Consider the following 22,162-nt stretch of genomic DNA (forward strand, 5'->3'; position numbering starts at 1 on the left):
TGTGGATCGTGATGGTTGGAAAGCCGCATGTCAGCCTCAGCTCTGAACGAACTGTCGCACCGCGTCGATCGTGTCAGCGTCCTGAGCTCGCTTGTCGTCGCGATAGCGGATGATGCGTGCGAACCGCAGCGTCACCCCACCCGGATAGCGCGAACTGCGCTGGACGCCGTCGAACGCCACCTCGACCACCAACTCCGGCCGCACGCGCACCGTCCAGTCGTCCGCGGACGTCCGCAACGTCCGCAACCGCTCGGTCTGCCAGACCAGCAGCTCGTCGGTCATGCCCTTGAAAGTCTTGCCCAGCATGACGAATCCGCCGCTGTCGGGGTCGCGCGCGGCCAGGTGCAGGTTGCTCAGCCAGCCGCTGCGCCGGCCGTGGCCCCACTCGGCGGCGATCACCACCAGATCGAGGGTGTGCACCGGCTTGACCTTCAGCCAGGCCGAACCGCGGCGGCCGGCGGTGTAGGGGGCGGCGAGGGACTTCACGACGACGCCTTCGTGGCCGCGGTCCAGCGCGTCGTCCGTGAACGCCTCCGCGGCCTCGGGGTCGTCGGTGACCAGGCGCGGGGCGAGCGCCGCGGGCGGCGCGATCGAGGCGAGCAGAGCGGAGCGTTCCTGGGAGGGCAGGTCGATCAGGTCGCGGCCGTCGAGGTGCAGGAGGTCGAAGAGGAAGACGGTCAGCGGGATCTGCTCGCGGAGCTTGGTGACGTCGCGACGGCTTCCGGTGCGGCTCGCGGTCTCCTGGAAGGGGCGCGGTCGGCCGTCGGCGGCCAGGGCCAACGCCTCGCCGTCCAGCACCGCGGACGTCACCGGGAGCGCCCGCGCCAGCGCGACGACCTCCGGCAGCCGGTCGGTGATGTCGTCCAGGCCGCGGGTGAAGACCTGGACCCGGTCGCCGTCGCGGTGGATCTGGACCCTGATTCCGTCGAGCTTCCACTCCAGCGCCGCCGGGGATGTCTTCTCCAGGGCCGCGGCGACGCTCTCGGCCGTCCCGGCCAGCATCGGCTGGATCGGGCGCCCGACGACCAGGCCGATCCGGCGCAGCCCCGGGACGCCGTCGCTCAGCGCGGTCCGGGCGGCCGCCGCCAGATCGCCGCCGAACATGGCCGCGCGGCGCACCTCGGCGGCCGGGACCTCCGCCGCCTTGGCGACCGCGTCGGCCATGACGCCGTCCAGCGCGCCCTGACGCAGCTCTCCGGTCAGGAGCCGATGCAGGAAGGCTTGCTCCTCGGCCGTGGCGCGGGCGAACAGCGCGGTCAGCAACTCGCGGCGGCGGGCCTGCGATCCGGCGCCGGAGGTCGTGCCGACCTCGCCGAGGATCCGGTCGACCTCGGCGACCTCCAGCTCGCCGGGCCCGGCCGCCGGGGCGGGGAGGTCGCGCAGGGTGGCCCAGCCGACGCCGATCTGCCGCTGGGGCAGTTCCCCGGACAGGTAGTGGACGGCGACCGAGATCTCCGCGGGCGCGGCCGTCCGCAGCCGCTCGGCCAGCAGGGCGATCTTGGCCGAGCGGGCCGGGGTCTGGGCGACCGCCGTGGAGGTGGTGGCCAGATCGAACAAGCGCATGAGGAAATGGTCCGTCACCGCACTGACAGGTGCGAGCGGAGTCACCCACATGGTGGCGGCGGTGAACGGGGGTTCGGCTCCGCCGGTGTTTGCGTCGGCGGCAGTGATTTCGGGGCCCCGCCTCGTGTAGTAGGGCGAGGAGGGCAATGGACATCGAAGATGAGCGGCGGTTCCGGGAGCTCGTCGGCGCCCGGTCGAAAGCGTTGCTACAGACCGCCTACTTGCTGACCGGCGATTGGGAACACAGCCGCGACCTGGTGCAGAGCGCGCTGGCGGGACTGGCGCGCAGGTGGGGCCAGCTGGCCGAGCCGGGGCGCGCCGAGGCCTACGCGCGCAAGGCGATCTACCACGCGCACGTGGACCGCACGAGGCGGCTGTCGTGGCGGCGCGAACGAACCACGGCGACGGTGCCGGACACGCCCGCGGATCTGTCGGACCCGGCCGATCTGGTCGCCTCGCGCCAGGACGTGATCGCGGCCCTGCGCAAGCTGCCGCCGGGGCAGCGGGCCGTGGTCGTGCTGCGGTATTTCGAGGATCGGACGGACGAGGACATCGCCGAGGTGCTGGGGATCTCCACCGGCACGGTGCGCAGCCAGCGCTTCAAGGCGCTGAAGGCGTTGCGCGTGACCGTGGGCAGCGACTTGAAGGAGGAGACGGCATGGTGACGGAGCAGGACCTGCGGGAGGCGTTGGCCGACGTCGTCGAGGACCCGGCAGCGGACGCGCTCACGCTGGGGCTGTCGGACCGGGCCCTGGCCGAAGCCGGCACCGGCACGTACTGGCGGCGGGCGATGACGGGCAAGCGCGGGAAGCTGGTGCCCGGGATCGCCATCGGCTCGGCCTTCGTGGTGGCCGCGGCGGTCGGCGTGGCGGCACTCGGCGGCGGTTCCGGCGGCGGTTCGACGATATCGACGGTCGTGGTGCCCAACACCTCCGCGGATCCGGTGGGCCAGTCGGCGCTGACGGAGTTCGGGGCGGAGTGTTTCAACGGGCACGGGCCGAAGCTGGCCCTGTCCTATGTCTGGGACCCGGCGACGCGGCAGTATCGGGCCGTTCCCGGTGACGTGTCGACTTCCTTCCAGGCATCGCCGGACGGGAAACAGGCGCTGGTGCAAAAGGGTCTATCGCAGATGTCGCAGTCATGGGCGGCCGGGGACTGGTCGGCAGCGGTGGCCGGGCAGCTGACGCCGCACCCGATCGCGGACGCCTTCGGCATGCTGTGGACCACCGACGGCAAGGAAGTGGTGACCCAGCTCGCCTGGGACTCGGCGGGTAAGTCCCAGGCCATTGTGGTCAAGAACAAGACGGCCGACTTCTACGACCCGGCGTCGGGCCGCCGCCTGGCCTCGGTCCCCATCCCGCCACAGGTGCTCGCGATGGCGGCGAGCAGGCAGTGGTCGGTGCAGCAGTGGCAGGGCGACCATGACAGTGTCCTGTTCCCCCTGTTGCGCAGCGACGGCAAACAGCTGGTCTTCCTGAACGCGCAGGGTGCCACTGTCCGAACCCTGACATTCGAAGACGGTCTGCCCGCGACGATGCTGAATCAGTCGGAAGCGGCCGAGGTGGCCGCGATCTCCCCCGACGGCCGCTACCTCGCCGAGTTCGACAACGGACAAGTCGCGACCTTCGACCTCAACGCCGGCGGTAAGCGCATCGGCATCATGGGCGGCTGGATGAGCTCCTACAACGGCTGGACCGGCGACAACCAGATCGTCACCGCGACCGACGAGTCGCGGTCCACCGGGTCGCAGAAAGCCCCCGGCCACAGCCCGCTGTACCGGGTGCTGTCCCCGGAGCTGAAGGTGATGCAGGAGACGAGGTTCGTTCTGCCGTCCGACCCGAACGGGAATTGCTCGACGTGGCCCACGACGTGGGCGCCGAAGGCACAGTTCCCGGGGGCGTTCGTGCCCTGATGGACGATGCGGTCGAGCCTGGTCACCGCTCTGGATCGGGCTCGGTCGCGCGGTCAGCCGCGTCACCCCGCAGCAAGTAGTACCCCGCAGCCAGCCCGAACGCGGCGGCGGTCTCGTGGCCGATCGTCGCGAAGTTCGGCAGCAGCCCGAACCACTGCGCGCTGACGAACGGGTACGCGAACACGCCCGCGATCCAGAACAGCCGGACGATGCGCGGCGGCAGCGACCACGGCGACCGCGACAACGACCGCGACCACGGCAACGACCGCGACAACGGCGACGACGGCACCGCGCGCGCCACCAACGGCGTCACGCTGGCCGCGATCGCCAACACGCCGTAGCTGATCCCGTAGTCGTACCCGTCCCACCACTTCGCGGGATAGCGACCGGAGTGGATCGCGGCGGCGGCGACGCTGGTCGCGACCGCGGTGGCGATGCTGTTGGCGAGCAGGAAGACGGCCGCCGTGCGCAGGGCCCCGATCCGGCGCTCAAGTGCGGCCATGCAGACGCCCACGCCGCCGCCGATGATCAGCAGGTGCGAGAACACGCCGCTATCGGTGGCCGCGAATACCGGACTGGCCAGCAACACGGTGAGCGGGGTGTGCGCCATGTCGTGCGGGTTGGTGCTGATCGCGATCTTGAAGTGGTCGGCGGTGGGCCCGGACAGGACCTTCGTCATGATCAGCAGCCCGGCCAGGATGACCAGCAGGTAGGCGAACGTCAGCGGGTTCCGGCGCGGGTAGTCGCGCACGGCGCGCGCCACCGACGCCACCGACGCCCGCCATGCCCGCGACGCCCGCGTAGGGGGCGCGGTGTGCCGGCCGGAGTCGATCGCCATGAGCCGAGCTTGGCAGAAATCACTCAGCCGATGGCGGACCACCGGCCAGAATCGGACAATCAAGTCGAGGAACGGAGCCGGCCACCCATGAACCGCGAGAAGCCGCACATCGTCTGGCGCGAGACGCCGCCCCCGCCCGACATGCCGGTGACGCAGGCCTACACCTGGGCCCTCGATCCCGACGATGGCAGGGTTCTCCTCCAAGACCGCGGCATGGACCTGGAGCCCGGCTGCCGCCGCTACAACCTCCCCGGCGGCCGTCCCGAGCCGGAGGACGACGGCGATCCGCTGAAGACCGCCGCGCGCGAGGCACTGGAGGAGTCGCAGATCCATCTGGACACGACCCGCGCTGTCTACCTGGGCTACCAGGAGATCACCGAGGATCCGTATCGCCCCGGGCCATACGCCCAGCTCCGCTACGCCGCCCCGATCATCGGCTACGACCCCATCGGCCCCGACCCCGACACCGCCGACGGCCGCGTCAACCGCCGCTACCTGGTGAGCCTGGAACGCGCCCCCGAACTCCTCGGCTGGGGCGAGCACGGCGTGGCGCAGGCCGAGGCGGCCTTCCGCGCCGGACAAAAGCTCGGCTTCCCTGTCGAGAGCCCCGCGCCGGACGGTTACCGCGACGCCTAGACGATTGATCCTTGCCGGCCGGACGCCGCCCAGCCCGAGAGCGGCGTCCGGAACCCTCAGCCCCGAGGAACCTTCAACCCCCGAGAAGCCGTCAGCTCCTGCGGAACCGTCAGCTCCTGCGAAACCCTTCAGCTCCCGATGCCGAGCGCGTCCACGATCCCTGAGATGTATCCCAGCTCGTGTGCACGTCCCCGACTGCAATACGCCTCGGACGACGTGTCGCCCCACGTAGCCACGTCCCCCTCCATCGCCGGGACGTGGTCGTCGATCACGAACCCGTCGAACCCGGCCCGGTGCAGCCGGCGCAGGATGCTCGGCGGGTGGAAGTTGCCCTCGCCGAGGAAGCACTCGCTGAACGTCGGCACCGTGCCCCGGACGTCGCGCAAGTGCACGTAAGCGATGTGGCCGCCGGGTCCGAGCAGGTCGATGACCTCCGTGACGTTCGCCGCCCCGGCCATCGCCGACACGCTCCCGGTGCATAGCGTCAGTCCCCATGCCCGGCTGCCGTGGGCCCGGTCCCGTGCCTCCACCAGCGCCGCCGGCGAGGTGAAGATCCGCGCGGCGCCGCCCAGCGGTTCGGTGACCGGCGGATCGTCAGGGTGCAGACTCAGTCGTACCCCGACCTCCTCGGCGACCGGCAACACCGCGTCGAGGAAGTACTGGTAGTTGCTCCACATGTCCTCGGCGGTCAGCGGCGGGTCGATCGGATCGTCCGGCGTCAGTTTGTACGCCGCCAACGCGTTGCCGGCGGCCGTGTCGGGCAGGTGGAACGACGACACGTGCGCACCGCCGCGTCCCGGCGCGTCCATCGACGTCCGCCACACGTAGGTCGGCATCCAGTGGTGCCCCAGGATCGGGATGCCGGCGGCGGCCATGTTGGCGATGGTGCGCTGGTAGTTCTCGATCTGTTCGTCCCGGCCCGGTGCCCCGCGCTGGATCAGCGCGAAGTGGGCGGCCGGGACGTTCTCCAGCCCTTCCAGCCGCAGGCCGTCGCCCTCGATCCGCTCTCGCAGGGCCTTGAGTTCGGCCTCCGACCAGTACCCGTCGGTGCCGGCCAGGTTGCCCGGGGTGTGCAGCTGCACGCCGGCCAGGCCCGACTGCCGGGCGAACGCCGCCGTCCGCTCGTCGTACTCGTCGACGTGCCCCAGTGCCACGCGCATCGGCTCAGACCCCGTCGTCCGGCAGCGCGACCGCGAGCGAGGCCAGCAGGCCGCCGTCCACCCGCAGGTCCGCGCCGGTCACGAAGCCGGCGCGCGGGCTGGCCAGGAACGTGACCACCTCGGCGACCTCCGACGGTTGCGCTATCCGGCCCAGCGGGTGCGCGCGGCCCCACTGGTCCAGCAGGGCATTGACACCCTCGGGGGTGCCGTCGCTGAACAGCCGCGCCGAGTGCCGCAGCATCGGGGTGTCGACGGAGCCCGGGCACACCGCGTTCACCCGGACCCCGAACGGCGCCTCGTCGATCGCCATCGCCCGCACCAGCGCCCCCAGCGCGCCCTTGCCCGCCGTGTACGCCGCGACGTTCGCCTGGGTCGCCACCGCCTGCACCGAGGAGACCACCACGATCGCCCCCGAGCCGGAGCGGCGCAGGTGCGGCAGCGCCGCGCGGGCGGCCAGGAACACGCCCTTGACGTTGACCGCGAACACCTCGTCCCAGGTCTTCTCCTCGGTGTCGGCCACGGTCCCGTACCGTTGGATGCCCGCTGAGGTGACGAGCACGTCCAGCTTCCCGAAGGCGGCGACGGTGGCCTCCACGGCCGCGCCGACGGCCGAGGCGTCACAGACGTCTGCGATCACCGGGATCGCCTGCCCGCCGGCCGCGGCGATCGCCTCGACGGCCTGCGCCGCGTCCCCCTCGTGCAGCCCGTTGACGGCCACCGCGGCCCCGGCGGCGGCGAGCAGTTCGGCCGTGGCCCGGCCGATCCCGCTCGCCCCGCCGGTGACCAGGGCGACCCGCCCCGCGTGCTCTTTCACAGTCTTTCGTCCTTTCCAGGACCCCTGCGGCGACCGCCGAGGGGCATCAGAGGCCGCCGGATGTCCCGATCAACCAAGCGGCATTGCGCAGAAACCGCCGCCGACCCGGTGCAGAGCCGGAGCGGACCAGTCGAAGTCCCCGATCCCGGGGATGCCGGCTGCGAAGCGCTCGGCGTCGTCCCGGGGCCGGTAGCCGATCGCCTCGCCCTCGGCCAGCGAGAACCAGCGCCGGGTGTTGGCCGAGACGCCCCACAGCACCCGGAACCCGGCCGGCGGTGGCGTGCTCAGGCACGCCTGGACCAGACGCGCGCCGTCCTCGTGCGAGATCCACACGGCGAGGTCGACGACCGAGTGCGGTGCGGCCCGGTACGCGCCGTATCGCAGGCAACTGACATCGATGCCGAACCGCGAGTGGTACAGACTGCCCAGCGCTTCCACCGCGGCCTTGCTGGCGCCGTAGAAGGTGTCCGGGCGCGGCGGCACGTCGGCCGGCAGGAACCCGTCCGGCCCGACGTCGTCCCGGGTCCAGAACCCGGCCGCGTGGATGCTCGAGGCCAGCACGATCCGCGGCACCCCCTGCCGGACCGCGGCTTCCAGCACTTGGCGGGTGCCCTCGACGTTCACCTCGGCCAAGTGCTCCCACGACCCTTCGCCGGGCTGCCCGCCGAGGTGCACCACGGCGTCCACGCCGTCGCAGGCCTCTTTGATGGCGCCCGGGTCGGCGAACGACGCGGTCACGATCTCCGCGCCGTCCTCGCCGCGGTCCACCGGGTTGATGTCCAGCAGCCGCAGTACCCGGTCCGGCCGCGTCATCAGCGGACGCAGCGCACTGCCGATGCGCCCGGCCGCGCCGGTGATCAGGATCCGTTCGCGCATGATGCCTCCCCATAGGTTTCGGGGGCGATCGGATTCGGCGTGTAAGGAGGCTGGTTATAAGCGTGCCGGCGTCGGAAGCCGGGACCCTGTCCGCCGACGCGGACCGGCGGTTCCCAGAACCGCCAGCTGGTGGCGTCGGTGTCGATCGGCGTGGACTCCGGACCGGTGCCGTTGCCGTTCTCGGCGGCGACGGCGTATTCGTAGACGCGGTCCGTGTCCGGCTCGGTGTCCCGGAATTCGAATGCCAGCCCTGAGAAGACCTCCCGGTAGCCAAGATCGCCCTTCAACCGACGATAGAGGCGATAGCGCGAAGCACCAAGGACTTCGCCCCAGGTGGCGTCCACGTGCCCGGCGCCGAGGCGCAGCCGCAGGCCGTCCGGGGCCGGCGGGCGCTGGTTGTCGACGTAGCACGGGTAGTCCGGGCCGGGCTCGCTGGTCTGGTCGCTGTTACCGGCCACGACGCGCACGTGGTACTTGGTGCCGTTGGCGAGGCCGTGCAGGGTGAAGGGGCTCTGACGGGCCGAACCGGCGGTCTCCCAACGGTTTCCGCCGTCCTTGGACAGCTGGATCACGTAGGACTCGGCCGCCTGCACGTGTTCGAACTCGATGATGGCGCTCTCGCTGCTGTTCGCGGTACGCAGGACGCGCGGCGGGAGCGGACGGGGCAGGCCCTGCGTGAACTCCAGGACGTGCCGTCCGGCCGGGAGCGAGATCAGCAGTTCGGTGTCGCCGATCCTGGTCATCATCGGCGCAACGCCGTCCACGAACAGCGATCCGGCGCCGAGCCCGGTGCCGATCCACAGCTTCGCGGTGGTCTCGGTCCGGGTGAAGAAGACCCCTGTGATGTGTGCCGGGTCGGCGAACTCCAGGCTGATGCCCAGCTCCGGGTCGTCGGTGCTGAGCAGTACGTTGCCGGCGCCGATCGCGCTGCCGTGGAACAGGGCCAGCCGGGTGTGGCCGTCGTCGCCGACCCGGATCGCGCCGACGGTGCCGGTGAAGCGCAGGCCGTCGGCGGCGTAGTCGGTCTCGCCGGCGCCGAACACGTGGTCCACGCCGTGCGGGCCGCGGATCCGGCCGCCCCAGGGCCGGGCGTCGGCCGCCAGGTCGCCGCGGTGGCTGACCACCGCCAGCACGTCGGTGTCCGTGCCCTCCCAGCGCCGGATCTGCGAGGTGGAGGTGCGGATCTCGTCCACGAACGGCACGCCGCTGAGCATGTGGACGGCCGGCATCCGGTCCGGCAGCTCGGCGAAGCTGTTCGCGTCGTGGCCGGTCGCGGCGGCCAGCGTGGACCAGGTCCACACCACGCGCTGCTTGGGGGCGAAGGCGTCGTGGACCGCGATGTAGTCCGAGCCCATCAGCAGGACGCTGCGACTCTTGTACTCCTCGGCCACCGGGCCGTCCGGATGCGGCACGATCTCCGCGTACTGGGCCCAGCCCAGATCGTAGAAGGGGCGCTCCAGCACGTTCTGCCCGATCGCCCGGAACGCGCCGTCCTTCCAGACCCCGCAGGCCGTGGTGAACGTGGCGTCCGGCACGCGGCGGTCGCCGGCGTCCTCGGGGCCGTGGCCGCTCCAGGCGCGGCCTTCGGCGTAGTAGTAGATGTGGCCGGAACCGTTGTCGTCGGCGATTCCCCAGCGATAGTTCGGGCCGTGGTCGACCTGTTCGAGGAAGACGGCCACCTCAGAGTCCTGCGAGAAATCGGCGCGCAGGGTGATGCCGTAGCCGGTGTACTTGGAGCTGCGAAGCCGGGGATTGGTACCGGAATTCCCGACCGTCTCCACCAACGGCCGCCACGGATCCGGCATGCCCGGCCGGACGTCCAGGCCCTTGGCGTTCTCGTCGCTGCCCCAGATCAGGTGCTCGGCGAGCAGCGGTTCGTAGTTGCGCAGCGCGTCGGCGAGGCGGCGCAGGTCGATCGGGGAGCGCCGGGGCCAGAACGCGTGCGCACCCTGCGTGGGGTGCATGCGCATCGGGCCCTCAGGCGTGGCGATCGGCGTGGTGAGCGCGTCGACCAGCCAGCGGCCGAGCGCCGCGTACTCCGGTGTGGTCAGCCGGTTGTGGCCGTCGGAGCGCCGGGCCAGCGCGTTGCCGAGGGTGATCGGGCGCAGGAAGGCCCAGGTGTAGGTGGCGATGCTCTCGGTCCAGCGGCCGCCGGCGGACTCGTAGCCGCTCAGGGCCGGCCGGGTGAACGTCTGCCCCAGCAGCTCGGCGACCTTCTCGAACCGGTCCTTCCACACCGGGGCGTCCGGGTGGTCGGGAAAGGCCCAGGCCAGGGCGCCGAGGGCGGCGACGCCGTCGGCGTTGAAGTTGGGGTGGCCGCCGAACATGCGCAGCAGCGGCGTCATCTCTTCGTTGGCCGAGACGTACGCGCACAGCATCAGCAGGGCTTCGACGCGGCGGCGGTCCTCGGCGGACAGCGATTCGCGGTGCCGGTCGTAGCCGTCCAGGAACCGGTCGTAGAGCGGCCGTTGCAGGATATTGAGATAGCCGCCGACCTCATTGACGCCGCGGGCGATCAGCCGCGGACCCTCGTCGCCCTCGAAGAACGCCTTCAGGAAGTCCTCGGCGGTGGCGAACTCGCCCTCGGTGGCCACCGGGTCCGGCCGGGCGCCGTCGTACTCCAGCCGCCAGTCCTTGACCCGGTCCAGGCTGAGCGTGCCCTGCCAGTGGTGCAGGTCGCGGGCGTAGGTGGACTGGAAGTGCGCGTCGATGCCGTTCTCCTGGCGGCGCAAGGCTTCCAGGTCGCGCTCGTGGCTGTAGAAGGCGATGCCGGTGGCCCGGGTGCCGGGGCGCAGCGGCCAGGTCCAGTGCAGGACGCCGTCGGTGTGCCGGAAGTGCAGCTGGAGCTGGTGCGAGGAGGCCCACAGCGCGTAGAGGCGGTCGTCCCACTGCGCGTGGTCGCGGATGAAGACGCCGCACGCGTCACCCGATCGTTCATCCCAGAAAGCCGCGTGCGGCCGGATGTCCCAGGCGAAGCTCGGGGCGTAGGGGCCGACGGTGAACATCATGTCCACGCTCGGGTCCTCGGTGCCGCCGGGCCCGGAGAAGTTCGGGTCCTCCCCGCCGCCGCCCAGCACGATCGGGTCGGCGATGCCGCGCCAGGCGTGCGCCTGTTCGTGCGGCCAGGACGAGGAGAAGCGGTGGGTGGGGGACAGGCCGGTCCAGGCCAGGTCCCAGCGCGCGTCCAGGCCGTCCGACATCGCTTCCGACAGCTCGATGAAGTCGCAGCCGGACAGGGCGCGCACCACCGCGGTGTAGTGGGCGCCGTCGGTGAAGCGGTAGCTGACTTCGCAGGATGCGAACAGGGGGCCGGCTTCCAGGACCCGGCACTTCAGGCTTTTGACGGTGCCGGACAGCGTCGACGTCCCGATCCAGCCGGAGCCGCGGTCGAAGTGCGTGATGGGGCCGGGCACCGGGTCGTCGCCGGAGAACGGGATCCTCGTGCCCGGCAGGCGGACCCGCAGGACCCCGCTGTCCAGCTCGATCCCGTCCTCGGCCTTCGACACCGAGACCGGCAGCGGTGACTCGGCGAGCGGGAGTTCGGCCCGGGTGGACAGCGTGAACCGGCGGTTCCGGCCCGGACCGAGTTCGGCGAAGAAATGGACGGTCGCGGTGGTCAGGAAGGTGGTCGACTTCGTGTTCTGCGACAGCTGGAACGGCACCGGCTCGCCGTTCTCGTCCGTCAGCCGCAGGTCCCCGGCCCGCACCGACGGTGTCTCCCAGCGCACCGGGTAGCTCAACAGCGTCCGGGGCCAGGCGAACTCCGGATGGTCGATCAGGTCGCGCAGGACGAACTCGATGTGCCCGTCCCGCGCGCCCCAGACCCTGGTCGGGGTCTGTGTCTGGGTCTGTGGCTGAAACCCGGTGGTGCTCACTCCGCGTCTCCCTGGTCGGCGGCCGCCTTCGTCACACCCTGCGTGCCGAACGCCGCGCCGCCGGCCACGCCCTCGACCAGGAAGCGCTGCAACAGGATGAACAGCAGCAGGATCGGCGCGGCCACGATGAACGTCCCGGCGGCGATCAGCGGCCAGTTCTGGGTGTTCTCGCCGAAGAACGAGTACAGCCCGCGCGTCACCGGCCACAGCGACTTGTCGGAGAGCATCACCAGCGGCAGGATCAGGTTGTTCCAGGAACCGACGAAGCCGAAGATGGCGAACGTCGCCAGCGCCGGCTTCATCTGCGGGATGACGATCCGGAAGATGAACCGGATGTAGCCGCAGCCGTCCAGCGCCGCCGCCTCGTCGATCTCCTTCGGGATGCCTTTGATGTACCCGACGAAGAAGAAGAACCCGGCCCCGGACAGACTGACCATCAGCAGGTAGCCGGGCATCGAGTTGTACAGGTGCAGCGCCCGCGCCTCGATGAACAGCGGGATCAGCCCGCCGGGCAGGAACCCGGAGAAGATGAAGAAGCTGTACAGGACGTTGGAGTGCCGGAACCACCCGCGCGAGATCGGGAACGCCAGGAACACGCCCAAGGTCAGCGTGATCGTCACCGGGATGACCGCGTAGATCAGACTATTGATCATCTCGCGCCCGAAGTCCCCGACGCTCCAGGCATCGCTGAAGTTCTGCTTCGTCCACGGATGCGGACTGCCGGTCGGGTCCTGCAGGAAGCCGGTGAACGTCTTGAACGACTGCAGGAACAGGTACACCAGCGGCGCCGCGAACACGAACGCCGCGATCACGAAGCACAGCAGCTGCCGGCCGCTGAGCCGGGCCAGCCGCGCGACCCGCGAGGGCTGCTTGAGCTGGCGGCGGGGGTTCTGGGCCGGGGCATGCGGGCCCTGATCTGCGAGGGCCGCCATCGCCGTCGTGCCGCTCACAGCTGGATCTCCCGCCGCCGCAGCGCCCACAGCAACCCGCCGCCGATCACCAGCGTCAGCCCGAACTGCAGGATCGCCAGCATCGAGCCGTACCCCAGCTGGGCGTTGCTGCCGAAGGCCGAGTCGTACATGTAGAGCCCCAGGGTCTTGGTGCCGAAGTTGCCGCCGGTCAGGACCAGGATCAGCGCGTACTCGCCGAGCGTGCCCATCGCGGTGAGGAAGACGTTGACGGTGGTGGCCGGGGCCAGCAGCGGCCAGGTGACGTGCCGGAAGACGCGCCACTTGCCGGCGCCGTCCAGGGCCGCGGCCTCGTAGACCGGCTTCGGGATGTTCCGCAGGCCGGCGATGTAGATCAGCATCGAGTAGCCGGAGAACATCCAGATGTTCACCGCCATCACCAGCGGCAGGGCCAGGGTGTTGTCGCCGAGGAAGGCCGAGGTGCTGTGGAAGATGCCGTGCCAGGCGTTCTCGGCCGGGCCGGTGATCGGGTCCAGGATGAGCGCGAAGGTGGTGCCCACGACCGCGACCGAGAAGATCTGCGGCATGAAGATCAGCGCGCGGTAGAAGGTGTAGGAGCGGCCCGGGCGGTTCATCAGCATGGCCAGGCCCAGGCCGATGGCGTTCTGCAGGATGGTGACGCCGGCCACGTAGATCAGCGTGGTCTTGATGGCCGGCCACAACTCGCCCCACAGGGCGGTGAAGCCGTTGGTGTAGTTGCAGAACCCGCAGAAGTTCACCGGTGTGCCGGGCAGCCCCGAGTACTGCGTGAACGAGTACACGATGGTCGCCAGCGACGGGTAGAGGCCGAACAACAGCCACCCGATCCCCGGGATCGAGATGCTGGCCCAGGGGATGAACCGTCTGGTGCGTGAGGTTCCGAAGGGACAGCGTGACACGCCGCCTCCTCTCAACGGTGCTTGTGCGGCCCACGATCGGCCACCGACCGGCCCCGGCCCGCTTCACGGGGCCGGGAACCGGGCGGCGTCGCGCCGGGCCTAAGGGAGGGGTCTTACTTACCGATCGACTTCGTGTAGGCCGAAGCGGAGCGGTTCAGGATGGTGTCCAGGCTGTCCGAGCCGATCGGCGCCAGCTTGTAGTAGTCCGGCCCGGCGGCGTCGTTGGACGCGCCCTGCGGGATCCACGGCGTGGTCAGCTGCACGAACGAGTCCGACGTGTGCTGGTTCAGCCAGTCCATCCACGACGTGCCGGAGTTGCTGACCGAGGGCTCGGTGGACATCGAACCGGTGGCCTTCAGCCAGTTCTGGTAGTTGGCCGGGTCCGAGAACATCGTCAGCCACTCCATCGCCAGGTCCTTGTGCGGGGCCGAGGTCGGCACCACCCAGGTCAGGTCCGGCTTGACCGGAACCCGGTTGTCCGCGGCGTTGTCGGTGCCCGGCAGCACGAACAGGCCGACGTTCAGCTTCGGGTTGGCCTTCAGGATGGTCGAGGAGTCCCACGAACCGTCCAGCAGGAACGGGTAGTCGTCGGACTTGACCGCCCACAGCCCCGGCGCGGTCTGCTGGTCCACGCCCGCGGCGGCCGGCTCGATGTACTGCATCACCTGCTGGTACTTCGCGCCGATGTCCTTGTACGCCTGGTTGTTCCAGTTCTGCGTGCCGTTCCAGAACGCGTTGGCGCGGTCGGAGGAGACCTGCGTGGAGTCGGCGGGCTGCTTGCCGGCCATCAGCGTCTGGTTCTCGATGCCCTGCCAGATGCCGCCCTGCATCCCGACCTTGCCGGCCAGGAAGATCGGGGTCTTGCCGGCCGCCTTGAGCTTGGCGCAGTCGGCCAGGAACTCCGTGAACGTGGTCGGGACCGTCATGTTGTACTTGGCGAGCAGGTCCTTCTTGTACCAGATCGCCCCGGCCCCGGCGTACTCGGCGGCCATCACGCCGTACACGCCGCCGTTGTAGCCGATCGCCGACTGCTGCGCCGTCATGTCGTAGTTCTTCATGAACGGCTGGTCCTTCAGGTCGACCAGCTGGCCGGCCTCGATCAGCGCCGCGGGCCCGCCGGGCTTGATGTTGGTGAAGCTGGGCGGAAACGCCTTCTGCGTCGGGGCGAACTGCGCCAGCACGTCCACCGACTTGGACTGCAGCAGGCTGTTGGACAGCTGGCCCCAGGCGCCGTTCGCGGTCGAGGTGTTCTGGAAGTTGATCTTGACGTTCGGGTGCGCCTTCTCGAACTGCGCGTCGAGCGCCTTGGTGTAGTCCACCGCGCCGGGGTTCGTCCACTCGGCGATGGTGAGCGTCTCCTTGGGCCCGGCCGAGCCCGACCCCGAGGACTTGCTGGACGAACACGCGGCGGCGCTCGTCGCGGCCACGACGGCCACGATGCCGATCGCGACCGGTCTGCGGATGCTCATGACGACTATCTCCGTTTCCTGACAAGTGGGAGCGAACTACGGGCGTTGCAGGGCACCGTCGCTCCGGCGCGGCGGGCGCCAGGCACGTCCGGGCTCGGCCTTGGCGGCCGGCGGGTACTTGGCGGCCAGGGCCTCGTCGAGGTCGACGCCGAGCCCCGGCGCGTACGACGGCCACAGGTGGCCGTCCCGGATCTCCGGACAGCCCGGGAAGACCTCCCGGTGCTGGTCGGCGAACAGATGCTGCTCCTGGATCCCGAAGTTCGGGCTGGCCAGGTCCAGGGCGAGGTTCGCGGCGTGGCCGATCGGCGAGACGTCCCCGGGGCCGTGCCACGCCGTGCGGATCCCGAAGGTCTCGGCGAGGTTCGCCAGCCGCCAGGCCGGGGTCAGTCCGCCGATCGCCGATATGTGGACCCTGATGAAGTCGCACAGGCGCTCGGTGACCACCGGCCGGTACTCGGCCGGGTTGACGAACAGCTCGCCGATCGCGATCGGCGTCGCGCTCTGGTTCCGGATGGCGCGGAGCCAGTCGAGGTCTTCCGGGGCAACCGGATCCTCGAGATAGAACAGGTCGTACGGCTCCAGCTCCTTGGCCAGCCGCACGGCCTCGGTGGGATGCACCCGCTCGTGCACGTCGTGGATCAGCTCCACCTCCGAGCCCACCGTGCTGCGCAGGTGCTCGAACAGCCCGCGCACGGTCCGCAGGTACGCGCGGGGATCCCACGCGTCGGCGACGAGCGCACGCCGGTAGCCCTCACTCCCGCCGGCGCTCGTCGCCTTCGGTGCGCCGTAGGTGCCGCCCCCGGGGACGGCGACCTGACAGCGCACGTATTGGTAGCCGGCCTCGATCCATTCCTGGACCTCCTCGGCGACCGCCTTGGCGTCCACCCCCGCGGCGTGGGTGTAGAGCGGGACCGCGGTGCGGCAGCGGCCACCGAGCAGCTGCCACACCGGGAGCCCGGCGACCTTCCCCTTGATGTCCCACAAAGCCATATCGACGCCCGACAGCGCGTTGTTCAGAACGGGACCGGAGCGCCAGTACCCGGAGACATGCAGGGTGCTGACGATGTCCGTGATGTCGGCCGGATCGCGGCCGATCAGCTGCGGCGCCAGGTATTCGTCGACCGCGGTCGCGACCGCCTTGGCGCGCTGGGTGAAGGTCGCGCACCCGAGCCCGTACAGGCCCGGCTGGTTCGTGTCGATCCGCACCACGACCAGCGTGGTGCCGGTCGGCGCGGTGAGGATCGTGCGGACGCCGGTGATGCGGACGCCTGAGGCGCCGCCGGAGCCGGTGCCCGCGGTGCTGCCTGGGTCGGTGCCCGAGTCCGGCCCGCCGGAGGGCGCCGCCCAAGGCGGTTCGGCGGGCCGGAGTTCGTCGTGCGAGGTCACTTGCCGAGCCCCCATCGGGTGTCGATCCGGCCGCCGGTGAACTGCGCGCCGGTGCCCCAGAACGGGGCGAAGTTGTAGCAGCCCGAGGCGGTTCCCTCGTTCTGCGCCGTCCAGTACGTCGCGCCGTGCGCGCCGGTGCCCCGGTCGTTGACCTGGACCGCCATCGTGGCCTCGTGGACCTGTCCGGCCGGCAGGGCGTTGAGCGCCGCGTACAGATCAGGGAGCTGGTTCCAGTTGATCGCCAGCTCGTACGTCGTCGCCTTGTTGGTGTCGTCGCGGGTGACGACCACCCGGCCGTCGGCGCCGGTGGTGGCGTGCGCGTCCAGCTGGCCCAGCGGTGTCGGAAGCACCGCGTTGGTCGGGTAGAACGTCTGGTAGTTCGTGCCGGGGGCCAGTTGGCGGTGCAGTTCGCCGGGGCCGAAGGGCAGGGTGGCCACGAACAGGTGCGAGGCGGAGACCAGGCACTTGTCGTAGTGCGGGTCGCCGGCCAGCAGGTCGTCGGGGTTGGCCACGACGTTGAAGCCGATCTGGACGCTGTCGGCGGCGAAGGGGAACAGGTACTGGCCCTGCGCCGAGGCCCACACCAAGTTCGAGGACTGAGTCTGGTCCTCGATGACCGCGCGGACGTACAGGCTCGTACTGTCCCAGGCGGTCTGGAAGGTGTAGTTCTTGGTGTCGCTCACGCCGGCCAACAGCACCGTGCTGCTCATCGTGACCGGCACGACGCCGTTCCACTGGCTCGCACTGCCCCCGACCGTGATCGAGCGGTTCGGGACGTAGGCCAGCTGGACGGTCTGCGAACCCTTCAGATGGAAGCCGTCCCGGCCCGGGATCGTCACGTCATAGGCGATCGGGTACTGGTTGTTCGGATCCACCTGGGAGGTCTGGGCGGGCCAGGAGACGATCTGGCTCTCGCCCGGCGCCAGCATCACCGGCCGGGTCGCGCCCGGAACCGTCCAGCCGGCCGGCGGCGTCATCGTCACGTTGGCGTGCACGAAGCCCGGCGAGACGTTCTCCACCCGCAGATCGATGGTGCTGCCGGGCCCGATCGGCGTCACGAACGACAGCGGCGTGACCTTCACCGGCTCGTCGTAGGTGAACACCGCGCCCTCGGTCAGCGCCGTCTTCAGGTCGTTCGGCCGCAGATCCGTGTCGAAGTACAGCACCTCCCACGGGTTCAGCGGGAGTGTGACCGTGGACTTGCTGCCGTCGGCCAGCAGCGTGCCGAGGTAGTCGTAGACGCGGATGTGCCGGGCGCTGTTCAGCGTCAGCGTGCCGGTGTAGCCCGCGTTCTGGTGCTCCATCGTGCCGTCGTAGAGCTGGTCGGCGTAGATCGCCGCCCGGCCCTTGCCGTCGGCGTGCTTGAACAGGAAGCCCCACGTGGACTTCGCCGTCGGATACAGCTCCTCAAGGAGCTGACAGTCCTCCAGCACCCGGGTCATCGTCGAGTAGGCGACGATCGGCGCGCTCGGGCTCTTGGTCTTGTTGTCGTACATGTTGAACTCGGCGCCGGAGTAGGTCGCGTCGTAGCACAGCGAGAACCAGAACACCTTGACCGGCGAGTTCTCCTCGGCCCCGGCCAGCATGTGCAACAGGTAGTTCGGGGTCAGCGTGCGGGCCACGCCGTACTGCTGCATGTTCGCCGGATACGCCGTGAACTGCAGGCTGCCGGCGGTGCCGAGCTCGGTCTGCCACTGGCCGGCCCGGCCCTGGTTCTGGCCGTACTTCCGGTCCAGCTTGATCTGCGTCTTGGTCATCGCGTACTGCGTGGAGTCCGGGAAGCCGTACGCGTGGTTGACCGAACCGTCGATGTAGCCGACCTTGTCCGAGCCGATCGCGTAGACGATGTCCCGGTTGTAGGTGACCGAGCCGCCGCCGATCAGGTTCACGTTCGGGTAGTCCGGCTTGACCAGGTCCCAGATCAGCTTGGTCATGTCGCGGTAGTCCTGCGCGGTGCCGGTCGCCCAGGACCAGCCGTGCACCCACGGCTCGTTCCACAGCTCCCAGTTCTCGACCAGGTCCTGCAACGGCGCGATGCTGTGGTACACCATCTCCGAGTGCGCGACCATGTCCTTGGGCCGGTTCTGGTACGGCAGCGGGATCGTGCCGTTGGGCAGCGGCTCCACGTTCCAGGACATGTTGTAGTTGATGCCGGCGATCGGCGTGATCCCCAGCGCCAGCCAGTCCTGGATCTCGGCGCGCGCGGCGTCGATCGCGGTCTGGTCCCAGAAGACGCCGGGCGAGGGGGCGACGGTGTCGGGCTCGACGGCGTTGACGCCACGGGTCCACTTCACCCCCATGCGCGCGGCGATCTGGCGGCTGGTGGCCCAGGTGCCCTCAGGCCGGATGCCCAGGCCGAACGGGGAGTTCGGGCGCACCCCGGCCACGGTCTGCCGGATCACGCCGAGGCCGTGGATGGCGCTGATCAGGACCGTGTTGTCGGACTTGGTGACGGTGACCGCCACCTGGTAGTGGTCCGGGCTCAGGTTTCCCAGCGGGATCGTGACCACGCCGGGGGAGCCGGCCGGGGCACTGAACGCGGAGCTGCCGGTCCCGAGCTGCGTGGTGCCGCGCCGGGTCAGGGTCCAGGCGATGGTGCCGGTCATCGCGACAGTGCTGTTGAAGGTGACGACCAGGGCCGTCGCCGCCGTGCCGCTGTTGGCGTCGGCGATGTAGAGCCCTGTGGTGTCGGTGAAGTTGACGTCCACCAACGGGATCCGGACCGCCGGGGCGGCTGCTTTCGTCAGGGCGCCGGCGGTGGCCGGGACTGCGGCCGAGCCGCCGGCGCTCCCCGGGGCGTTCGCCGCGTCGGCTTGCGCGCTCTGGCTGCCGAGCATGTTCACCGCCGCGGTTCCGGCGGCGGCGGCCGCGCCGTAGCCCAGCGCGCGACGGCGGCTGATCTGCTTGCGGGTGATCCGATCACGTTCGAGCGGACCGGGGATACCGGGGATACCGGGTGCTGCGGGGTGGTTCTCGGCGCCTTCCGGGTGGGTCATCTCTCGGGCCTCCATGGCGACGGAGTTGGTGTCAGACCTCTGTGATCGGGGTGATCAGGCACAGGCCGGACGGGGGCACCGCGACGGAGCTCGGCCCGAGGGCTAGGCGTGTGTGCTCCTCGCGGATGGTGCGACCGCAGGCGTCTGACACAGTCAGGCGCACGGCGGATTGGTGCCGAAGGTCGAGGACGACGCGGCCGGAGTCGGTGGCGTTGACCACGGCGGCCTCACGGAGCCCGCTCAGGTCGAGCGGGACCAGGTGGTTCACGGTGTGCAGGACCGCGACCGCGCGCTCGGCGTCGGTGACGGTCGTCAGGGGATAAAGCTCGTCGGGGCGGCCGGCGAGGACAGGGCCGCGGGTGAGCAGATCGCGGCGGTCCCGCCAGAAACCGAGCCAGAAGGCGATCATCGCCCGGTGCTCGGCGGGCAGATCGGCGAGCCGCATCGAGATCTGCGGGATGGTGTGCAGCACGGCCAGCAGCTGCCTGGCCGCCTGCTCCGCGGGGGCGGACGCGTCCCACATCAGCATGTCGGAGTGGATCGCGACGTCCGGTGCGAGCAGCGCCAGGTCCAGGGACTTCACGCGGTTGGCGACCGCGTCGGCCGGGCAGTCGCTGGCGCGCAGCAGGTTGCCGTACTCGAGCATCGCAGGGCCGGTATACGGCTGGCGGAACTCGATGAGGAAGTCGGTGCCGAGAGCGGCGTGCAAGCGCCCCCGCAGGGCGGCCAGCATGACGCGCATCGCGGTGCCGACGTCGGGGATCCAGCCTTCGGCGGCCGGCTCTCCGGTGGGCACGGGGTCAGCGGTGTTGCCCGCCTCGGCGTGCGTCCCACTCGCATACGCCGAGGCGGAGTCCAGGAAATCGATCTTCAGGCCGTCCAGGCCGTAGCTCTGGACCAGCCGTGCGCAGGAGTCGACGACAAAGGCGCGGACCTCGGCGTGCCGCGGGTCCAGCACGTGGCAGCCCCATTCGGGCCGGGCGTGCGGGGCGAACCCGGCCAGCGCTGCACGCGCCGCGCTGTCCTGCCCGAGCAACAGCGGGGCGATCCAGGCCATGTACTTCAGACCGGTCGCGTGGATCTCGGCGACGTGTGCGGCGAAGTCCGGGAACTTGTCGGCGTCCGGTTCCCAGTCGCCGCACCCGGAGTAGCCGCCGCCGGTGCCGCCGCGCTGCCAGCCGTCGTCCAGGATGAGGAGTCCGCATCCGGCTTCGGCGGCCAGCTCGGCCTCGGCCTCGATCGCCGCCGCGTTCACGTCTTGGTGGTAGGAGTACCACGTCGAGTAGGTCGGGGTCCGCCCGGCGTCCGGGACGGGCAGCCCGGTCTCAGGGGACTGCCAGCGAGCCAGCTCGCGCAGCGTGTCGGCGTGCGACCGCCCCGGCTCGGCTATTCGGATCCGGCAGACCTCGCCGGGCTCCAGGTCCATCGCCAGCCAGATGCCGAACCGGCCGGTGCGCTCGCCGAGGCCGAACTTCAGGTGCGTGGTCGCGACCAGGCGGTCGGTGGCGTAGGCGAGCAAGGTGTTCGCGCTGCCGTCGTACAGACAACCCAGCGGCGCCGAGTCGGCCAGGCCGATCGCGCGCCAACCGGTCATCCAGTCCGCGGCCAAGTGGCGGTCCCAGCCGGCGGCCGGGTGCCAGTAGCCGACGGCGCCGCCGAGCGGGACGTCCAGACGTACCAACGTTGTCTGATCCGCCCCACCGGCGAGCTCGGCGACCCCGCCCCCGAGTTCCGCGGTGAGGACCGGCGCCGGACCGGGGGTCAGCCGTGTGACGACGACACCGTGCACCTCAAGGGCACTGCCGTCGTTCCACAGGTGACGCCGGTCGGTCAGCGGGGCCATCATCGTTCCTCTCAGGGGATTGGCAGGAACCATAGCCACGCTGAGACAACGTTGTCCAGAGTTTCAGCGAGGGAAAGGAAAGCGCATTCCCATGTTCAATCCGGAGGTGTTCGTACCCTGCGACGCTGAGGTGGGCGAGGGCCCGGTGGTCGACCACGCGGCCGGCCGGCTGCTCTTCGTCGACATCCCGCGGGGCCGGCTGTTGCGGGCTGATCTGCGCGTATCGGGCCCGGCGACCGAGCTCGCGGCCGTCGGGATGTCCCTGGGCGCGGTGGCGCCGCGCCGAAGCGGAGGCTGGGTCGCGGCGTGTGCGCGGGGTTTCGGGACGCTGAGACCGGATGGTGACCTTGGTGTTCAGTACCCTGTGTTGGACGACCCGGCATTGCGGATGAATGATGCGAAATGCGATTCAGCGGGACGATTCTGGGCGGGCAGCACGGAATTGTCCTTCGAACCGGGCCGCGGGGCGTTGCATTGCTGGGACCCGCAGCACGGCGTCCGCACCGTCGTGGAAGGCCTGACCCTGCCCAACGGGCTCGGCTGGAGCCCCGACGACACGGTCTTCTACCTGGCCGACAGCATGCGGCAGGTGGTGCTGTCGGCGCCGTTCGACGTGCGCACCGGGACGATCGGGTCCCTCAGTGAGCTGATCCGGGTCGATGACGGCCTGCCGGACGGCCTGTGCGTCGATGTGGACGGCTGCCTGTGGCTCGCGGTCTGGGGCGCGGGGGAGGTGCGGCGCTACGATCCGCGCGGTCGGCTGATCGCGACCGTGCGCTTCCCGGTGTCGCAGCCGTCGTCCTGTGCGTTCGGCGCGGACGGGGCGCTGTTCGTGACCTCCGCGCGGGAAGGTACACACGCGGCCCAGGAGCCTTACGCCGGCTCGGTCTTCGTCGTGGACGCCGGTGTGCGGGGGGTGCCGACGGGTATATTCGAGGCCTGATTTAA

The 22,162-nt window shown here is 70.3% G+C and carries 16 protein-coding genes; 4 read left to right on the forward strand and 12 right to left on the reverse strand.

Features of this window, described 5'->3' with window-relative positions; translation table 11 throughout:
- Positions 1-36: 36 nt before the first annotated feature.
- A complete protein-coding gene (locus KGQ19_RS05330) occupies positions 37-1,563 on the reverse strand; it encodes an ATP-dependent DNA ligase (protein ID WP_212007932.1) in 1,527 nt (508 codons plus the stop codon).
- Between the two features lie 146 nt (positions 1,564-1,709).
- Between KGQ19_RS05330 and KGQ19_RS05335 the strand changes: the two genes are divergently transcribed.
- The gene (locus KGQ19_RS05335; RefSeq protein WP_212007933.1) at positions 1,710-2,228 is read left to right on the forward strand and encodes a SigE family RNA polymerase sigma factor; all 519 of its coding nucleotides are present in this window, start codon (positions 1,710-1,712) and stop codon (positions 2,226-2,228) included.
- Positions 2,222-3,475: a hypothetical protein gene (locus KGQ19_RS05340; protein WP_212007934.1), complete on the forward strand. Its 1,254-nt coding sequence runs from the start codon at positions 2,222-2,224 to the stop codon at positions 3,473-3,475. Before KGQ19_RS05335 ends, KGQ19_RS05340 begins: the two co-directional genes overlap by 7 nt.
- 22 nt (positions 3,476-3,497) lie before the next feature.
- Here the strand turns inward: KGQ19_RS05340 and KGQ19_RS05345 are convergent, their stop codons facing one another.
- Positions 3,498-4,313 carry a rhomboid-like protein gene (locus KGQ19_RS05345; protein WP_212007935.1) on the reverse strand — a complete coding sequence of 272 codons (816 nt, stop codon included), beginning with the start codon at positions 4,311-4,313 and terminating at the stop codon, positions 3,498-3,500.
- An 87-nt stretch (positions 4,314-4,400) separates the two neighbouring features.
- Here KGQ19_RS05345 and KGQ19_RS05350 point away from each other — a divergent pair, with 87 nt between their 5' ends.
- The gene (locus KGQ19_RS05350) at positions 4,401-4,949 is read left to right on the forward strand and encodes an NUDIX hydrolase (RefSeq protein WP_212007936.1); all 549 of its coding nucleotides are present in this window, start codon (positions 4,401-4,403) and stop codon (positions 4,947-4,949) included.
- 128 nt (positions 4,950-5,077) lie between these two features.
- On the opposite strand, the gene KGQ19_RS05355 is transcribed toward KGQ19_RS05350, so the two are convergent.
- The 10 genes from KGQ19_RS05355 to KGQ19_RS05400 all read right to left on the reverse strand — a co-directional run bounded on the left by KGQ19_RS05355 (position 5,078) and on the right by KGQ19_RS05400 (position 21,217).
- Complete coding sequence (locus KGQ19_RS05355) at positions 5,078-6,109, reverse strand: mannonate dehydratase (RefSeq protein ID WP_212007937.1); 1,032 nt, start codon at positions 6,107-6,109, stop codon at positions 5,078-5,080.
- 4 nt (positions 6,110-6,113) lie between these two features.
- Positions 6,114-6,923, reverse strand: a complete 810-nt coding sequence (locus KGQ19_RS05360; RefSeq protein ID WP_212007938.1) for an SDR family NAD(P)-dependent oxidoreductase — start codon at positions 6,921-6,923, stop codon at positions 6,114-6,116.
- Positions 6,924-6,992: 69 nt separating this feature from the next.
- Positions 6,993-7,799, reverse strand: a complete 807-nt coding sequence (locus KGQ19_RS05365; protein WP_212007939.1) for an NAD-dependent epimerase/dehydratase family protein — start codon at positions 7,797-7,799, stop codon at positions 6,993-6,995.
- On the reverse strand, positions 7,781-11,674 hold the full coding sequence (locus KGQ19_RS05370) for a fibronectin type III domain-containing protein (protein ID WP_212007940.1): 3,894 nt from the start codon (positions 11,672-11,674) through the stop codon (positions 7,781-7,783). The genes KGQ19_RS05365 and KGQ19_RS05370 overlap by 19 nt, the downstream gene beginning before the upstream one ends.
- The gene (locus KGQ19_RS05375; protein WP_307856347.1) at positions 11,671-12,624 is read right to left on the reverse strand and encodes a carbohydrate ABC transporter permease; all 954 of its coding nucleotides are present in this window, start codon (positions 12,622-12,624) and stop codon (positions 11,671-11,673) included. Before KGQ19_RS05375 ends, KGQ19_RS05370 begins: the two co-directional genes overlap by 4 nt.
- Positions 12,621-13,520, reverse strand: a complete 900-nt coding sequence (locus tag KGQ19_RS05380) for a carbohydrate ABC transporter permease (RefSeq protein ID WP_212007941.1) — start codon at positions 13,518-13,520, stop codon at positions 12,621-12,623. Before KGQ19_RS05380 ends, KGQ19_RS05375 begins: the two co-directional genes overlap by 4 nt.
- 113 nt (positions 13,521-13,633) lie before the next feature.
- Positions 13,634-14,989: an ABC transporter substrate-binding protein gene (locus tag KGQ19_RS05385; protein ID WP_212007942.1), complete on the reverse strand. Its 1,356-nt coding sequence runs from the start codon at positions 14,987-14,989 to the stop codon at positions 13,634-13,636.
- A 36-nt stretch (positions 14,990-15,025) separates the two neighbouring features.
- A complete protein-coding gene (locus tag KGQ19_RS05390; RefSeq protein ID WP_413562564.1) occupies positions 15,026-16,249 on the reverse strand; it encodes an enolase C-terminal domain-like protein in 1,224 nt (407 codons plus the stop codon).
- A gap of 122 nt (positions 16,250-16,371) precedes the next feature.
- Positions 16,372-19,371: a DOMON domain-containing protein gene (locus KGQ19_RS05395; protein WP_212007944.1), complete on the reverse strand. Its 3,000-nt coding sequence runs from the start codon at positions 19,369-19,371 to the stop codon at positions 16,372-16,374.
- Between the two features lie 31 nt (positions 19,372-19,402).
- The gene (locus KGQ19_RS05400; protein WP_212007945.1) at positions 19,403-21,217 is read right to left on the reverse strand and encodes a glycoside hydrolase family 36 protein; all 1,815 of its coding nucleotides are present in this window, start codon (positions 21,215-21,217) and stop codon (positions 19,403-19,405) included.
- Positions 21,218-21,305: 88 nt separating this feature from the next.
- Here KGQ19_RS05400 and KGQ19_RS05405 point away from each other — a divergent pair, with 88 nt between their 5' ends.
- Positions 21,306-22,157, forward strand: a complete 852-nt coding sequence (locus tag KGQ19_RS05405) for an SMP-30/gluconolactonase/LRE family protein (RefSeq protein WP_212007946.1) — start codon at positions 21,306-21,308, stop codon at positions 22,155-22,157.
- Positions 22,158-22,162 lie beyond the last annotated feature (5 nt).

Origin of the sequence: Catenulispora pinistramenti (assembly GCF_018274385.1) — a bacterium.
Lineage (GTDB): Bacteria > Actinomycetota > Actinomycetes > Streptomycetales > Catenulisporaceae > Catenulispora > Catenulispora pinistramenti.

Coding starts and splice junctions, on each gene's coding strand:
- KGQ19_RS05385 (WP_212007942.1), bottom strand. CDS start 14,989: ATGAGCATCCGCAGACCGGTCGCGATCGGCATCGTGGCCGTCGTGGCC.
- KGQ19_RS05345 (WP_212007935.1), bottom strand. CDS start 4,313: ATGGCGATCGACTCCGGCCGGCACACCGCGCCCCCTACGCGGGCGTCG.
- KGQ19_RS05405 (WP_212007946.1), top strand. CDS start 21,306: ATGTTCAATCCGGAGGTGTTCGTACCCTGCGACGCTGAGGTGGGCGAG.
- KGQ19_RS05350 (WP_212007936.1), top strand. CDS start 4,401: ATGAACCGCGAGAAGCCGCACATCGTCTGGCGCGAGACGCCGCCCCCG.
- KGQ19_RS05365 (WP_212007939.1), bottom strand. CDS start 7,799: ATGCGCGAACGGATCCTGATCACCGGCGCGGCCGGGCGCATCGGCAGT.
- KGQ19_RS05400 (WP_212007945.1), bottom strand. CDS start 21,217: ATGATGGCCCCGCTGACCGACCGGCGTCACCTGTGGAACGACGGCAGT.
- KGQ19_RS05355 (WP_212007937.1), bottom strand. CDS start 6,109: ATGCGCGTGGCACTGGGGCACGTCGACGAGTACGACGAGCGGACGGCG.
- KGQ19_RS05340 (WP_212007934.1), top strand. CDS start 2,222: ATGGTGACGGAGCAGGACCTGCGGGAGGCGTTGGCCGACGTCGTCGAG.
- KGQ19_RS05335 (WP_212007933.1), top strand. CDS start 1,710: ATGGACATCGAAGATGAGCGGCGGTTCCGGGAGCTCGTCGGCGCCCGG.
- KGQ19_RS05395 (WP_212007944.1), bottom strand. CDS start 19,371: ATGACCCACCCGGAAGGCGCCGAGAACCACCCCGCAGCACCCGGTATC.
- KGQ19_RS05330 (WP_212007932.1), bottom strand. CDS start 1,563: ATGCGCTTGTTCGATCTGGCCACCACCTCCACGGCGGTCGCCCAGACC.